Origin of the sequence: Mycobacterium sp. 852002-51163_SCH5372311, assembly GCF_001667115.1 — a bacterium.
Classification (GTDB): Bacteria; Actinomycetota; Actinomycetes; order Mycobacteriales; family Mycobacteriaceae; genus Mycobacterium.
Window position 1 is genome coordinate 149454 of the sequence record NZ_LZIJ01000055.1, and the last position, 14155, is coordinate 163608.

Consider the following 14155-nt stretch of genomic DNA (forward strand, 5'->3'; position numbering starts at 1 on the left):
TCCGGAGGTGAGCTTCGAAGAGATGGCCGCCGACTTTCCGGCAAGAGTCGGCATCGCGGTTGCCCGGGCCGCCGAGATCTACTCACTTGGACAATGGTCGACAGGCGTCGCTTGGTCGACTATCAAAGTGCCGTTGGCGATTGCGGCACTGCGCAATGATCGTTGGGGTGCAAACGATTTGGTGGTCAGGGCAATTACCAAATCCGACAACGGCGCCGCGGAGAAGCTGTGGGCGGGCCTGGGTGAGCCGGCACAGGCGGCGCGGCGCGTGCAAGCCATCATCGAGGAATCCTTGGACGCCGCCACAGTGGTCGAGTCGCAGCGAGTTCGCCCCGGGTTCACCGCTTTTGGCCAAACCCAATGGCCGCTTGACCAGCAGGCCCGGTTTGCCTTGCAGCTACCGGGCATTGCTGAGGCCGATACCGTCATCGAACTGCTGTGCCGCCTCACTGCCAAGCAGTGCTGGGGGCTTGCCGCCAGAGGCATTCCGGCCAAAGGTGGTTGGGGCCCGGGCAGCACGGCGCGCACCTATCTGGTGCGGCAATTCGGCTTAGCAGCAACCGAATCCGGGAACGTGGGGGTAGCCTTGGCGGTCGAGGCGCGGACTTTCAAAGCCGGCATCGATGTGATCAACCAGCTGACGGATTGGCTCGTCGACAACCTTCCCGAACTATCCGAGCAGTGACGGCACGACCGCATCGACGAGGTGCGGTCCGGGCTCGGCGAAGGCAGCGCGGAGTGCGTCGGCGAACTCCTCGGCGGTGCTCACCCGTCGCGCCGGCACTCCCAGGCCTTCGGCGATCTTGACGAAATCCATGGTGGGTCTTGACAAGTCCAGCAGGTCCAGCGCTTTCGGTCCGGGAGCCGAGCCGGCGCCGACGCGTTGCAGCTCGATACGCAGGATGTCGTAGGCGCTGTTGTCGTAGATGACGGTCGTCACGTTCAGGTTCTCCCGCGCCTGGGTCCACAACCCTGAGATCGTGTACATCGCCGACCCGTCAGATTCCAGACACAGCACCGGACGGTCGGGGGCGGCCACCGCCGCGCCGACCGCGGTGGGAATGCCGTACCCGATCGCTCCGCCGGTCAATGTCAGCCAGTCATGGGCGGGGGCGCCGGCGGTGGCCTGCGGAAGCAGTATCCCGGAGGTGTTTGACTCATCGACGACGATCGCGCGTTCGGGCAGCAGCGCGCCGACCACATCGGCCACCGAGGCCGACGTGAGGGCGCCGGTGGGCAGCTGGGGGCGTGACGCGGCGGCGACGGGCGCAACCGTCCCGGGCGCCACCTCGTCGGCCAACGCGGCCAAAGCGTCGGCGGCACCGTTGTCTTCGGCCAGCACGTGCACCTCGCAACCGGCCGGCACCAGATCGCTGGGCATGTTCGGATACGCGAAGAAGGACACCGGCGACTTGGCACCCGCCAGGATGAGGTGCTTGGCCCCGTTCAGCTGGTCCGCTGCGGCTTCGGCGAAGTAGGCGAGCCGGTCGACCGCGGGAACACCGGCGCCGCGCTCGAGCCGGGTCGGGAAGGTCTCGCACAGCCAGCGGGTCCCGGTGGCCTCGGCGATCCGTGCGGCCGCAGCCAACCCCGGAGCCCGGGTGGCGTCGCCGCCGATCAGCATCATTGTTGGCTCTCCCGAACGCAGCACCTCGGCCACCGGTCCTACGTCCACCGGCGCGCCTGCGGAAGGCGTTGGCACCGAGGCGGTTTCGCCGCCGTCGGACCAGGATGCGTCGGCCGGCAGGATCAGCGTCGAGATCTGCGAGCCTGCCTGGCTCGCCGCGATCGCTTCGGCCGCGTCGGTTGCGACGTCGCCGACGCTGGTGCTGCGGCGCACCCAGCCCGAGACGGTGCCGGCGAGCGCGTCGATGTCGGATTCCAGTGGGGCGTCGTACTTCTTGTGGTAGGTGGCGTGATCGCCGACGACAACCACCATCGGGACCCGAGCGCGCCGGGCGTTGTGCAGATTGGCCAGGCCGTTGCCCAGTCCGGGGCCGAGGTGCAGCAGGACGGCCGCAGGACGGCCCGCGATTCGCGCGTAGCCGTCGGCGGCGCCCGTGGCCACACCCTCGAAAAGGGCGAGCACGCCGCGCATCCGCGGGACGGTGTCCAGCGCCGCAACGAAGTGCATCTCCGACGTGCCGGGGTTGGCGAAGCACACGTCGACGCCGCCGTCGACCAAGGTGTTGATCAGAGCCTGGGCGCCGTTCACCTGTCTGCCTCCTGTTTTGCGAGCCCGAAGACCCGCTCGGCGTTGCCGCGCAGAAAGTCGCGGCGCGCCTCGTCGCTCAGGCCGAGTTCGTCGAGGCCGGCCAGCGCGTGTGCGTGGGCGATCATCGGGTAGTTGGTGCCGAACAGGACTTTGCGTTGTCCGGTACCGGTTTTCATGAACCGCACGAGTTCGTCCGGGAACCGCCGCACGGTGTAGGCGGAGGTGTCGATGTAGACGTTCTCGTGTTTGCGGGCAACGGCGACCATCTCCTCGGTCCATGGATAGCCGACGTGACCGCACACGATGACCAGCTCCGGGAAATCCAGGGCCACCTGGTCGATGTAGGGAATCGGTCGTCCGGTCTCCGACGGCCGCAGGGGGCCGGTATGTCCGACCTGGGTGCAGAACGGGACACCCAACTCGACGCATTCGGCGAAGAGCGGATAGTAGCGGCGGTCGGTGGGCGGCGCGTTCCACAGCCAGGGCACCACCCGCAGGCCGACGAAGCCGTCTTTAACCCGGTGGCGCAGCTCGCGGACGGCCGCCATCGGCCGGTCGAGGTCGACGGTCGCCAGGCCGCCGAACCTGTTGGGGTGCAATCGGATCCATTCGGCGACCTCATCGTTGGAAACCAGGTCCTGGCCGTTCGGACCGCGCCAGGCGCTGAGCAGGCCGAAATCGACGCCGGCGCTGTCCATCGACACGATGGTCGCGTCGATCGGGATGTCGGTTTCCGGCATGGCCCCGCCGGTCCAGCGCCGCAGCGACGCCAGCATGTCGCTGCGCAAGAAGCGCAGCGTCGGGTGCTGCATCCAAACGTCGATCGTCATCGCGATTCGACACTAGCCCGCCGACGATACCCGCCGCGAAGCGGCGGGAGGGGAGGCGGGCACTCCGGCTCAGCCGGGCCGCCTTCCCGGCGGCAGCCTAGGTAAGGATCAGGCGCCGCTCGCGACGTGGCTGGCGTGCACCTCGTCGGCGGGGCGCGCCTCGGTCTGCTCCTTGGCCCACCGGTAGTCGGGTTTGCCCGCCGGCGACCGCTTGACCTCGTCGACCAGCCAAAGGCTGCGCGGCACCTTGTATCCCGCGATCTCCGAACGGACGAAGCTGTCCAGCTCGGCCAGCGACGGCCGACATCCCGGCCGCGCGTGCACCACGGCGGCCACATGCTGCCCGTACCGAGGGTCGGGCACCCCGACAACCAAGGCGTCGAACACGTCGGGATGGCCCTTCAACGCGGCTTCTACCTCTTCGGGGTAGATCTTTTCGCCACCGCTGTTGATCGACACCGAGCCACGACCGAGCATGGTCACGGTGCCGTCTTCCTCGACTTGGGCGTAGTCACCGGGGATCGCGTAGCGCACTCCGTTGATGGTGCGGAACGTCTCGGCGGTCTTCTTCTCGTCCTTGTAGTAGCCGACCGGAATGTTGCCTTTCTTGGCGATGAAGCCACGCACCCCTGAGCCGGGCTTCACCTCGTTGCCGTCCTCGTCGAGGACGACGGTGCGGTGGTCGATGGTGACTCGCGGGCCGCCGCTATGCGGGGCGTCTTTGGCGACGATGCTGGTGCCCCCGAAGCCGGTCTCCGACGAGCCTATCGAGTCGGTGATGACGCGGTTGGGCAGCAGTTCGAGCAGCTTCTCCTTGATGCTCGGCGAGAACAGCGCCGCGGTGCTGGCAAGCAGGAACAGCGACGACAGATCGTAGTCGTTGTCTTGCCCTTGATGCGCCAAAAGAGCGTCCAGCAAGGGGCGAGCCATCGCGTCACCGGTGAAGAACAACAGATTCACCTTGTGCTCGTGAATCGTGCGCCAGACCTCGTCGGCGTTGAATTCCGGTGCCAGAACGGTGGTTTGGCCCGAGAAGATCGACATCCAGGTGGCTGACTGGGTGGCGCCGTGGATCATCGGCGGGATCGGGTAACGAACCATCGGTGGATTGGCGGCGGCTTGTTTCGCCAGGTCGTACTCGTCCTTGACGAATTCGCCCGTCGCGAAGTCGGTTCCGCCGAACAGCACGCGGTAGATGTCCTCGTGGCGCCACATCACGCCCTTCGGGAAGCCGGTGGTGCCGCCGGTGTAGAGCAGGTAAATCGCGTCGGCGCTGCGTTCTCCGAAGTCCCGCTCGGGTGAACCGTTGGCGAGGGCTTCGTAGAATTCGATGCCGCCGTACCGCGCATAGTCCTGAGAGTCCCTGTCCGAACCGTCCTCGACAACCAGGACCGTCTTGACGTTGGGAGTATCCGGCAGCACGTTGGCGACCCGGTCCGAGTACTGCCGCTCGTGGACCAGGGCGACCATGTCGGAATTGTCGAAGAGGTAGCGCAGTTCGCCCTCGACATAGCGGTAGTTGACGTTGACCAGGATGGCGCCCGCCTTGACGATGCCCAGCATCGCGATGACGATCTCGTTGCGGTTGCGGCAGTAAAGCCCCACCTTGTCGTCCGGCTGCACGCCCTGATCCATCAGGTAGTGCGCGAGGCGATTGGCCTTCTCCTCCAATTGGGCGTAGGTCAGCTTTTCGTCGCCGCAGATGAGGGCTACGCGGTCAGGCACAGCGTCGATGGCGTGCTCTGCGAGGTCGGCAATATTCAGGGCCACGGCCACCAAATTAGAACGTGTTACATTTCTTGACAAGTTTGTGGCTTCGACGCTGGAAGGCGGATACCTGTGAGCGAGTCCAAAAATGGTCCCGACGCCATCGTTGAGCAGCGCGGACACACTTTGATCTTGACGCTCAACCGCCCCGAGGCACGCAACGCGCTTTCCACCGAGATGCTCTCGATCATGGTCGAGGCCTGGGACCGTGTCGACAACGATCCGGAGATCCGGTCGTGCATCCTGACCGGCGCGGGCGGCTACTTCTGCGCGGGCATGGACCTCAAGGCGGCGTCCGCTAAGCCACCCGGCGACTCGTTCAAGGACGGCAGCTACGATCCGTCGCGGATCGACGCACTCCTCAAGGGCCGACGGCTGACCAAGCCGCTGATCGCCGCGGTCGAGGGCCCGGCGATCGCGGGCGGCACCGAGATCCTGCAAGGAACCGACATCCGCGTCGCCGGTGAGAGTGCCAAGTTCGGTATCTCGGAGGCCAAGTGGAGCCTGTACCCGATGGGTGGCTCTGCGGTGCGGCTGGTGCGCCAGATTCCCTACACGGTCGCGTGCGATCTGTTGCTGACCGGACGCCACATCACCGCCGCCGAGGCCAAGGAGATTGGCCTCATCGGCTACGTCGTGCCGGACGGCTCGGCGCTGGAAAAGGCCCTCGAGATCGCTGAAGTGATCAACAACAACGGACCTCTCGCCGTGCAGGCCATCCTGCGGACGATCCACGAGACCGAGGGCCTGCACGAGAACGACGCATTCAAGATCGATACCAAAATCGGTATCGAGGTGTTCCTCTCCGACGACGCCAAGGAAGGCCCGCTGGCGTTCAAGGAGAAGCGCAAGCCTCAGTTCAAGAACCGCTAACCTTCCCGTCTCGCCGAGCGTGTAACCACTGCGAAAATCGGGCTCGATTTTCGCAGCCAGTTCACGTTCGGCGACGCTGTCGGTGTCTCGCCACAGACTGCTTGCCGTGACTGGACCATTCATCGGCAGCGAAGCTCTCGCGTCTGGGGCGTTGACGCCGTACCAGCTCCGAACTCGCTTCGCCAAGATCCATCCCGACGTCTATGTCCCTATCGGCACGAACCTCACCGTCGTGCAACGCGCTTACGCCGCATGGCTGTGGTCGAAAAGGCGCGGGATCGTAGCGGGTCAGTCCGCGGCGGCACTGCACGGCGCCAAATGGGTGAATGCTGGGCAACCCGCACAACTTCTCTACGAACACCGTCGCCCCCCGCCCGGCATTCGCACCTGGTCGGACACCATCGCTGACGACGAGATTCAACTGATCGGCGACGTGCCCGCGACTACCCCGGCCCGCACCGCGTTCGACCTCGCCTGTCGTAATCCTCTCGGCAAAGCGGTCGCGGCTATTGATGCCTTGGCCCGAGCTACCAGGCTCAAGACTGCCGAGATTGAACTACTGGCCGAACGCCATAAGGGACACCGCAACATCAGACGGGCAAGACGCGCGGTGACCCTCGTCGATGCGGGCGCGGAGTCACCCCGCGAAACCTGGCTGCGGCTGCTGGTCATCGAGGCCGGTTACCCACCGCCGCAGACCCAGATACCGGTTTACGGCGCATACGGAGAGCTTGTCGCGGTTGTCGACATGGGTTGGGAGAACGTCAAAATCGCGCTCGAATACGAGGGCGACCATCATCGGATCGATCGCCGGACATTTGGTAAGGACATCGAACGCTATGAAGCGCTGCCCGAACTGGGTTGGATCGCCATCCGAGTCACGGCTGAACACATGCCGGGCGGCATTTTGGCACGACTCGCGTCAGCCTGGGCACGCCGAACGTGAACTCACGCACAGATTTCCGCGATTTCTTCGCCCTGAGAACACGCTCGGCGCAGCCCTGAGAACACGCTCGGCGCAGACCTGGGGCCTGGGGCGGCGTCGCCCTAGCTCAGCGGCGCGGTCGGGCTAAAGGCCACCGGCATTTTCTCCAAGCCGGAGACGAAGTTCGCCGGCCGAAGCGGCAACGCGGCGTCCGATGCCAGCCGCATATCGGGAAGGCGCTGCAAAAGCCGCGACTGCATGATCGACAACTCCAGCCGGGCCAGCTGATTGCCCAGGCAGAAATGCGTCCCGAAACCAAAAGCGAGGTGATTGTTCGGGTAGCGCTCGATGTCGAAGCTCTCCGGGTTCTCGAACACCTTCTCGTCGAAGTTCGCCGACTCGAACAACAGGATGATTTTTTCGCCCTGGTGCAGCTGGGTCCCGTGGAACTCGTTGTCGGCGGTGACCGTGCGGGCCATGTTCTTCACCGGTGCGGTCCACCGCAGCATCTCTTCGATGGCGTTGGGCAGCAGGCCCAGGTCATTGACCAGGCGCTGATGCTGGTCGGGGTGCAACAGCAGCTGCCTCGTTCCACCGGACAGCGTGTGACGTGTGGTCTCGTCGCCGCCGATCAGCAGCAGCAACACCTCGGTGACGATCTGATGGTCTTCGAGGCGGGATCCTTCCACCTCCGCATGCACCAGGACGCTGACCAGATCGTCGGTCGGTTCCTCCTTGCGGGCTGCGATCATGCCCATCATGTATTCGCTGTAGGCCGCGAAGGCGTCCATGGTGACCTGGAAATCCTCTTGCGCCGCAGTGCTGCTCAGGAAACTGACGAGATCGTCGGACCACTTGAGGAACATCTTGCGTTCTTCTGGAAGCACGCCCAGCATGTCGCCGATCACCGCCATCGGCAGGGGCGCGGCGAGATCCCAGACGAAGTCGCACTCCCCGCGTTCGCACACTGCGTCAATCAACGTGTCGCACAGCGCCGTGATCTTGGACTCCTGGTCTTTGACGCGCTTGCGGGTGAAGCCGGAGTTGACGAGCTTGCGCCGCAACAGATGTTGCGGATCGTCCATCTCGATCATCATCTCGACGCCGTCCTGGTCGGGCCGGATGCCGCCGGCGTTCGAGAACAGCTCGGGGTTGCGCTCGGCGTCGATGACGGCCTGATACGTCGATGCGGCGGCCAATCCGTTGCGGTCACGGAAGACCGGCTCGTGCTCACGCATCCAGCGGTAGACGGATCGGGAGTCGCCGGCGTAGAAGGCGCCGTCGGTCAGATCCACATCTGGTCTGGTCGTCGAAGTGACTGTCATGAGATCTCCTGCGCGTCGGCGAATGTCATTTGTACGTTGTCAGCCGAAGTCGACAGCATTGCCCGTTTCGGAAGCCCCAGCGAGGCAAGCTCTTTGGCATACGGGTGATCGCCGAGTCGCAGCCGCACGCCACCCGGGCGGTAACGCGAACCCCTGGCAGACATCGTGAATCCGGTCTCCAACGTATGTCCCTCGCGATGCGCATATGAGCGCAACTGCTGCTCGCGATACGTCAGCGCCGACGGAATCGGCAGGCCGCCACGGAATTCCATGTCGACCACGAGTTGACCGTCGGCGCTCAGATCGAAGCCGAAGTGACGGCCCTCGCGAATGTTGAACTCCGCCATTACTTTCGGAAATCCCCAGATTGTTCGGCCCGCTTCGAGAGTGAAGCTCTGGTCGACGAGCATGTGGTGAATGAAGGCGGACTGAAGCGCGCGAAGACCCGACGCGCTGGAACCGGGCTGGTTGACCATCACGCTGGTGCTCAACTCGTGATACTCGCCGAGGTCACCGTCGATGAAGTGCGCGAGTATCAGCGCCACCGCAGCGCGGCCGGGCAGAAAGCGGGCGACCTGCAGGCCGCTGTAGTCGATCATCTGTTGGGCGGTGTCGGCGTCCACCGAGAACATCGCCATGTGCTGGGTCGCCTTGCGGATCTGTACCGGCATCGTCAGTACAGTGCCCGCGATGGTGTGCTGCGAGGCTGTCATCCGGCCAATCTAGAACGCGTTCTATTCGTCCGGCAATACCCGCTAGGTCAGCGCGGCAAGGTCGCGGACCTGCTCGGCGTTGCGGGCGGCCACCACCATCATGGTGACGCCGGCCGCTTCCCAGGCCGCTATCTGCTTACGCACGTAGTCCAGATCGCCGACGATCATGGCGTCGTCGACGAGCTCGTCGGGGATTATCTTGGCGGCCTCGTCCTTGCGGTTGGACCGGAACAGCGTGGTGACCTCGTCGACCACCTCCGCGTAGCCCATCCGGCGATAGACGTCGGCGTGGAAGTTGGTGTCCTCGGCACCCATGCCGCCCATGTAGAGCGCCAAGAACGGCTTGATCCCCTCGAACGCAGCCGCCCGGTCCTCGGTGACGACGATCTGCGCGGTCGCGCAGATCTCGAAGTCTTCACGGGTGCGCCGGGCACCTGGCCGGGCGAACCCCTCGTCGAGCCATTCGTTGTAGGTGTCGGCCATGCGTGGCGAGTAGAAGATGGGCAGCCAGCCGTCGCAGATCTCTGCCGCCAGCGCGACGTTCTTGGGGCCTTCGGCACCCAGCATGATCGGGATGTCGGCGCGCAGTGGGTGGGTGATCGGTTTCAGTGCCTTGCCCAGACCGGTCGTCCCGGAACCCGTCAGCGGCAGCGGATAGTGCGGGCCGTCGCTGGTCACCGGCGCTTCCCGGGCCCACACCTGACGGACGATGTCGATGTATTCGCGGGTGCGGGCCAGCGGCTTGGGAAACTTTTGGCCGTACCAGCCCTCCACGACCTGCGGACCGGATACGCCGAGCCCGAGGATGTGCCGGCCCCCGCTGAGGTGGTCGAGCGTGAGTGCGGCCATCGCGCAGGCCGTCGGGGTGCGTGCGGACAGCTGGACCACCGACGTGCCCAGCCGCACGCGCTGCGTCGCCGAACCCCACCAGGCCAGCGGCGTGTAGGCGTCGGAGCCCCACGCCTCGGCGGTGAAGACGGCGTCGAACCCGGCGCCTTCGGCGGCGGCGACAAGCTCAGCGGCGTTCTCCGGTGGTTGAGCACCCCAATAACCCAGTTGCAGTCCGAGCTTCATGCCTTGCCTCCCAACGCCCTTTAAAAGAGCAAGTTGAAACGATTCTTAGAACCTGTTCTACTCGAAAGCGTGACAGCCAGTTCGAGCGGCCCGACCCTGATGGATCACCATGAGCCGCCCCTCTCCGCGCCACTTACGTTGTCCTTCGACTACACCCGTTCGGTGGGCCCCACGTTGGGTAAGTTCTTCACCGCGCTGCGCGACCGGCACATTTTGGGGGTACGCGGGTCGGATGGCCGGGTGCATGTGCCACCGGCCGAATACGACCCGGTCACCTACGAACCGCTGGGCGAAATGGTACCGGTCGCCAGTGTCGGCACCGTCGCATCGTGGACCTGGCAGCCCGAGCCGCTGGCGGGTCAGCCGCTGGACCGCCCGTTCGCCTGGGCGCTGATCAAGTTAGACGGCGCCGACACGCTGCTGATGCACGCGGTCGATGCGGGCGAGCCGGGCGCGATCAACACCGGCACCCGGGTACATGTGCACTGGGCCGACGAGACCGTCGGGGCGATCACCGACATTGCGTACTTCGAGTTGGGCGCTGACCCCGAACCCACGTCAGAATCGGCCAGCGACCAGGACCCGGTCACCATGATCGTCACGCCGATCGAGATGACGATTCAGCACACCGCTTCCCATGAGGAGAGCGCATACCTGCGGGCGATCGCCGAGGGCAGACTGCTGGGCGCCAAGACCGGAGAAACCGGGAAGGTTTACTTCCCCCCGCACGGTGCCGACCCGGCCACCGGACTGCCGACCACCGACTTCGTCGAACTACCCGACAAGGGCACGGTGACGACGTTCGCGATCATCAACATCCCGTTCCAGGGCCAGCGCATCAAACCGCCTTACGTCGCGGCCTACGTGCTGCTCGACGGCGCCGACATCCCGTTCCTGCATCTGGTCGCCGACGTGGACGCGCACGAGGTGCGGATGGGCATGCGCGTCGAAGCGGTGTGGAAGCCGCGCGAGGAGTGGGGATACGGGATCGACAACATCGAGTATTTCCGGCCGACCGGTGAGCCGGACGCCGACTACGACACCTACAAGCACCATCTGTAAAGGCCTGAATCTGCAATGAGCGCTCGCAACGTTGCGGTCGTCGGCTTTGCCCACGCGCCGCATGTCCGCCGCACCGACGGCACCACCAACGGCGTCGAGATGTTGATGCCGTGCTTCGCCCAGCTCTACCAGGACCTGGGCATCACCAAGGCCGACATCGGCTTCTGGTGTTCCGGCTCTTCGGATTACCTTGCCGGACGTGCATTTTCGTTCATCTCGGCGATCGATTCGATCGGTGCGGTGCCGCCGATCAACGAATCGCACGTCGAGATGGACGCGGCCTGGGCACTTTACGAGGCCTACATCAAGATCCTTACCGGGGAGGTCGACACCGCGCTGGTGTACGGCTTCGGCAAGTCCTCAGCGGGAGTCCTCCGGCGCATCTTGTCGCGCCAGACCGACCCCTACACCGTCGCGCCGCTGTGGCCGGACTCGGTGTCGATGGCCGGACTGCAGGCTCGCATCGGGCTCGACTCCGGCAAGTGGACCGAATTGCAAATGGCGCGTGTCGCTTTCGAATCCTTCGCAAACGCCCGCCGGGTGGACTCCGAGGAGCCCGCGGTCAGCCTCGACGAATTGCTCGAGCGGCCGTTCTTCGCCGATCCGCTACGGCGCCACGACATAGCGCCGATCACCGACGGCGCGGCCGCGATCGTGCTCGCCGCCGACGACCGGGCCCGCGAGTTGCGCGAAAACCCGGCCTGGATCACCGGTATCGAACACCGCATCGAGTCCCCGTCGCTGGGCGTCCGCGATCTCACCGAGTCGCCGTCGACGCAAGCGGCGGCCAGGGCGGCCACCAAAGGAAACACCCGCAACCTCGACGTGGCGGAGATTTGTGCGCCGTTCACCCACCAGCACCTGATCCTCGCGGAGGCGATCAACATCCCGGGGGCGACGAATATCAATCCATCGGGCGGCGCGCTGGCTGCAAACCCGATGTTTGTCGCCGGCCTTGAACGCATAGGCTTTGCCGCACAACACATCTGGGATGGTTCGGCGCAGCGGGTGCTGGCGCACGCGACCAGCGGTCCTGCGCTGCAACAGAACCTGATCGCGGTCATGGAAGGGAAGAACTGATGGCCGGTGCAGGCGCAAATCTGGCCGCGGTACTAGGTACCGGACAGACCAAGTATGTGGCCAAACGCAAAGACGTCTCGATGAACGGCTTGGTGCGCGAGGCTATCGACCGCGCGCTGGAAGACTCTGGTTCCACATTCGACGACATCGACGCTGTTGTCGTGGGCAAGGCGCCCGACTTTTTCGAGGGCGTCATGATGCCGGAGCTGTTCATGGCCGACGCCATGGGCGCTAGCGGCAAACCGCTGATCCGGGTACACACTGCGGGTTCGGTCGGCGGATCCACCGGGGTGGTAGCGGCCAGCCTGGTGCAGTCCGGTAAGTACCGCCGGGTGCTGGCGATGGCCTGGGAGAAGCAGTCGGAGTCGAATGCCATGTGGGCGTTGTCGATTCCCATCCCGTTCATCAAGCCGGTCGGTGCCGGCGCGGGTGGGTACTTCGCCCCGCATGTGCGGTCGTACATCCGCCGCTCCGGCGCTCCGACCAATATCGGTGCGATGGTCGCGGTCAAGGATCGGCTCAATGGCGCCCGCAACCCGTTGGCGCATCTGCACCAGCCCGACATCACCCTCGAGAAGGTGATGGAGTCGCCGATGCTGTGGGACCCGATCCGCTACGACGAGACGTGCCCGTCGTCCGACGGCGCTTGCGCGGCGGTGATCGGCAACGAGGAGATCGCCGAAGCGCGCCTGGGGCAAGGACATCCGGTGGCATGGATCCACGCCACCGCACTGCGCACCGAGCCGCTGCAGTTCTCCGGCCGTGACCAGGTCAGCCCGCAAGCCAGCCGCGACGCGGCCGCCGCGCTCTGGAAGGCGGCCGGTATCACCAGCCCGATCGACGAGATCGACGCCGCCGAGATCTACGTTCCGTTTTCCTGGTTTGAGCCAATGTGGTTGGAGAGCCTCGGCTTTGCCCCTGAAGGCGAAGGCTGGAAACTCACCGAATCGGGCGAGACCGCGATCGGGGGACGACTTCCGGTTAATCCGTCCGGCGGGGTGCTGTCCTCGAACCCGATCGGCGCATCGGGCCTGATCCGTTTCGCCGAGGCGGCGATCCAGGTGATGGGCAAGGCCGGAGATCATCAGGTGCCGGGTGCGCGAAAAGCGTTGGGGCATGCCTACGGTGGCGGTTCCCAGTACTACTCGATGTGGGTCGTGAGCAGTGACAAGCCGGCGAAGGAAGTCAGATGAGCCAACAGGCCGAGCAGACCCAAGCCAAGCATCTCGCACACGAGGCGGGCCGGCGTTCCCGTGAGGCGGTGCAGGCCAGGGACAAACAAGCCTGGCTGGCCGTGTTCGCCGAGGACGCCATCGTCGAAGATCCCATCGGGCCATCGGCCTTCGACCCGGAAGGTAAGGGTCACCGCGGGCGCGACGCGATATCGGCCTTCTGGGACAAAGCCATTGCGCCCACCGACAAGATCGAGTTCGTCTTCCGCGACACCTATGAATGCGGCAACGAAGAAGCCAATACCGGACACATCCTGATCACGACGGGCGACTATCAGATCACGGCGGAAGGCGTGTTCACCTATAAGGCGAACGACGAGGGCCAGCTGGTCGCGTTGCGCGCGTACTGGGAAATGGAACGCGCCGCAGCGTCGGCGCGAAAAGTCTGAACCGCTTCGACCAGGGTGAAACCTGCGACGCGACACGCCTGCGTCTAGATGGGCTCCAGCCCCGCCAGATGCCGCTGTGCCAGCTCGCGGTAGGCCTGCGGATTGAGGTTGATCCACATTTCGGCGCCCGTACCGGCGATCGGCCCCTTCACCTGCGCCGGCGCTCCCATCGCCAATACGCCGCTGGGAATCTGGGTGCCGGCCACCACCAGCGAATGTGCCGCGATCATGCTGCGGGCGCCGATCACCGCGCCGTCCAGCACGGTGGCGTGGTTGGCGATCAGCGCCTCCGAGCCGACGTGCACCCCGTGGATGACGCACATGTGCGCCACCGTCGCTCCGGGACCGATGTCGACGGGGATGCCGGGCGGTGCGTGCAACACCGACCCGTCCTGCACATTGGCACCTTCACGCACCACGATCGGTCCGTAGTCCCCACGCAGCACAGCGTTGAACCACACCGACGCTCCGGCCTCGACGGTCACGTCACCGATCAGGGTAGCGGTCGGGGCGACGAAGGCGGTGGGGTCGATCCGTGGCGCCCGACCCTCGAAAGCAAACAGCGGCATCGTCTAGATATACCGCAGGCGGGAATACGTCCTGGCTAATGCAGTCCGACCGGCCGTCGTTGCGCTTGGTAGTCCCAAAACTGTAACGTGTTCTAGTTAGA

General features: G+C 65.2%; 14 protein-coding genes. 7 read left to right on the top strand and 7 right to left on the bottom strand.

Annotation, left to right across the window (positions count from 1 at the left end; all coding sequences use genetic code 11):
* Window positions 1-22: 22 nt before the first annotated feature.
* Entirely contained in the window at window positions 23-685 is a 663-nt protein-coding gene (locus tag A5791_RS07155) for a hypothetical protein (protein WP_067233510.1), read from the top strand.
* On the opposite strand, the gene A5791_RS07160 is transcribed toward A5791_RS07155, so the two are convergent.
* The 3 genes from A5791_RS07160 to A5791_RS07170 form a co-directional block, all read right to left on the bottom strand.
* Entirely contained in the window at window positions 671-2215 is a 1545-nt protein-coding gene (locus A5791_RS07160) for an acetolactate synthase large subunit (RefSeq protein WP_067233288.1), read from the bottom strand. The two genes, A5791_RS07155 and A5791_RS07160, sit on opposite strands and share 15 nt — an antisense overlap.
* Window positions 2212-3045 (bottom strand): amidohydrolase family protein, encoded by an 834-nt coding sequence (locus A5791_RS07165; protein WP_067233291.1) that lies wholly within the window; start codon window positions 3043-3045, stop codon window positions 2212-2214. Before A5791_RS07165 ends, A5791_RS07160 begins: the two co-directional genes overlap by 4 nt.
* A 108-nt stretch (window positions 3046-3153) precedes the next feature.
* On the bottom strand, window positions 3154-4821 hold the full coding sequence (locus A5791_RS07170) for an acyl-CoA synthetase (RefSeq protein ID WP_067233293.1): 1668 nt from the start codon (window positions 4819-4821) through the stop codon (window positions 3154-3156).
* A 63-nt stretch (window positions 4822-4884) separates the two neighbouring features.
* Here A5791_RS07170 and A5791_RS07175 point away from each other — a divergent pair, with 63 nt between their 5' ends.
* Together A5791_RS07175 and A5791_RS07180 are read left to right on the top strand one after the other, a co-directional pair.
* Window positions 4885-5685, top strand: coding sequence for a crotonase/enoyl-CoA hydratase family protein (locus tag A5791_RS07175; RefSeq protein ID WP_067233296.1), 801 nt, complete (start codon window positions 4885-4887; stop codon window positions 5683-5685).
* A 106-nt stretch (window positions 5686-5791) separates the two neighbouring features.
* Window positions 5792-6631, top strand: a complete 840-nt coding sequence (locus A5791_RS07180) for a hypothetical protein (RefSeq protein ID WP_067233299.1) — start codon at window positions 5792-5794, stop codon at window positions 6629-6631.
* A gap of 101 nt (window positions 6632-6732) precedes the next feature.
* On the opposite strand, the gene A5791_RS07185 is transcribed toward A5791_RS07180, so the two are convergent.
* From A5791_RS07185 to A5791_RS07195, 3 genes are read right to left on the bottom strand one after another with little or no spacing between them, the layout of a single operon-like run.
* Window positions 6733-7935 carry a cytochrome P450 gene (locus tag A5791_RS07185; protein WP_067233301.1) on the bottom strand — a complete coding sequence of 401 codons (1203 nt, stop codon included), beginning with the start codon at window positions 7933-7935 and terminating at the stop codon, window positions 6733-6735.
* A complete protein-coding gene (locus A5791_RS07190; RefSeq protein WP_067233304.1) occupies window positions 7932-8648 on the bottom strand; it encodes an acetoacetate decarboxylase family protein in 717 nt (238 codons plus the stop codon). The genes A5791_RS07185 and A5791_RS07190 overlap by 4 nt, the downstream gene beginning before the upstream one ends.
* Before the next feature lie 42 nt (window positions 8649-8690).
* Entirely contained in the window at window positions 8691-9722 is a 1032-nt protein-coding gene (locus tag A5791_RS07195) for an LLM class F420-dependent oxidoreductase (RefSeq protein ID WP_067233306.1), read from the bottom strand.
* Between the two features lie 69 nt (window positions 9723-9791).
* Here A5791_RS07195 and A5791_RS07200 point away from each other — a divergent pair, with 69 nt between their 5' ends.
* From A5791_RS07200 to A5791_RS07215, 4 genes are read left to right on the top strand one after another with little or no spacing between them, the layout of a single operon-like run.
* Entirely contained in the window at window positions 9792-10784 is a 993-nt protein-coding gene (locus A5791_RS07200; protein ID WP_197504620.1) for a Zn-ribbon domain-containing OB-fold protein, read from the top strand.
* A gap of 15 nt (window positions 10785-10799) precedes the next feature.
* Entirely contained in the window at window positions 10800-11864 is a 1065-nt protein-coding gene (locus A5791_RS07205) for a thiolase domain-containing protein (protein WP_067233310.1), read from the top strand.
* Entirely contained in the window at window positions 11864-13057 is a 1194-nt protein-coding gene (locus tag A5791_RS07210) for a thiolase domain-containing protein (protein WP_067233312.1), read from the top strand. Before A5791_RS07205 ends, A5791_RS07210 begins: the two co-directional genes overlap by 1 nt.
* On the top strand, window positions 13054-13485 hold the full coding sequence (locus tag A5791_RS07215; RefSeq protein ID WP_067233314.1) for a nuclear transport factor 2 family protein: 432 nt from the start codon (window positions 13054-13056) through the stop codon (window positions 13483-13485). Before A5791_RS07210 ends, A5791_RS07215 begins: the two co-directional genes overlap by 4 nt.
* Before the next feature lie 44 nt (window positions 13486-13529).
* On the opposite strand, the gene A5791_RS07220 is transcribed toward A5791_RS07215, so the two are convergent.
* The gene (locus A5791_RS07220; protein WP_067233316.1) at window positions 13530-14054 is read right to left on the bottom strand and encodes a gamma carbonic anhydrase family protein; all 525 of its coding nucleotides are present in this window, start codon (window positions 14052-14054) and stop codon (window positions 13530-13532) included.
* Window positions 14055-14155: the final 101 nt, after the last annotated feature.

Coding starts and splice junctions, on each gene's coding strand:
- A5791_RS07155 (WP_067233510.1), top strand. CDS start 23: ATGGCCGCCGACTTTCCGGCAAGAGTCGGCATCGCGGTTGCCCGGGCC.
- A5791_RS07165 (WP_067233291.1), bottom strand. CDS start 3,045: ATGACGATCGACGTTTGGATGCAGCACCCGACGCTGCGCTTCTTGCGC.
- A5791_RS07185 (WP_067233301.1), bottom strand. CDS start 7,935: ATGACAGTCACTTCGACGACCAGACCAGATGTGGATCTGACCGACGGC.
- A5791_RS07190 (WP_067233304.1), bottom strand. CDS start 8,648: ATGACAGCCTCGCAGCACACCATCGCGGGCACTGTACTGACGATGCCG.
- A5791_RS07195 (WP_067233306.1), bottom strand. CDS start 9,722: ATGAAGCTCGGACTGCAACTGGGTTATTGGGGTGCTCAACCACCGGAG.
- A5791_RS07205 (WP_067233310.1), top strand. CDS start 10,800: ATGAGCGCTCGCAACGTTGCGGTCGTCGGCTTTGCCCACGCGCCGCAT.
- A5791_RS07210 (WP_067233312.1), top strand. CDS start 11,864: ATGGCCGGTGCAGGCGCAAATCTGGCCGCGGTACTAGGTACCGGACAG.
- A5791_RS07215 (WP_067233314.1), top strand. CDS start 13,054: ATGAGCCAACAGGCCGAGCAGACCCAAGCCAAGCATCTCGCACACGAG.
- A5791_RS07220 (WP_067233316.1), bottom strand. CDS start 14,054: ATGCCGCTGTTTGCTTTCGAGGGTCGGGCGCCACGGATCGACCCCACC.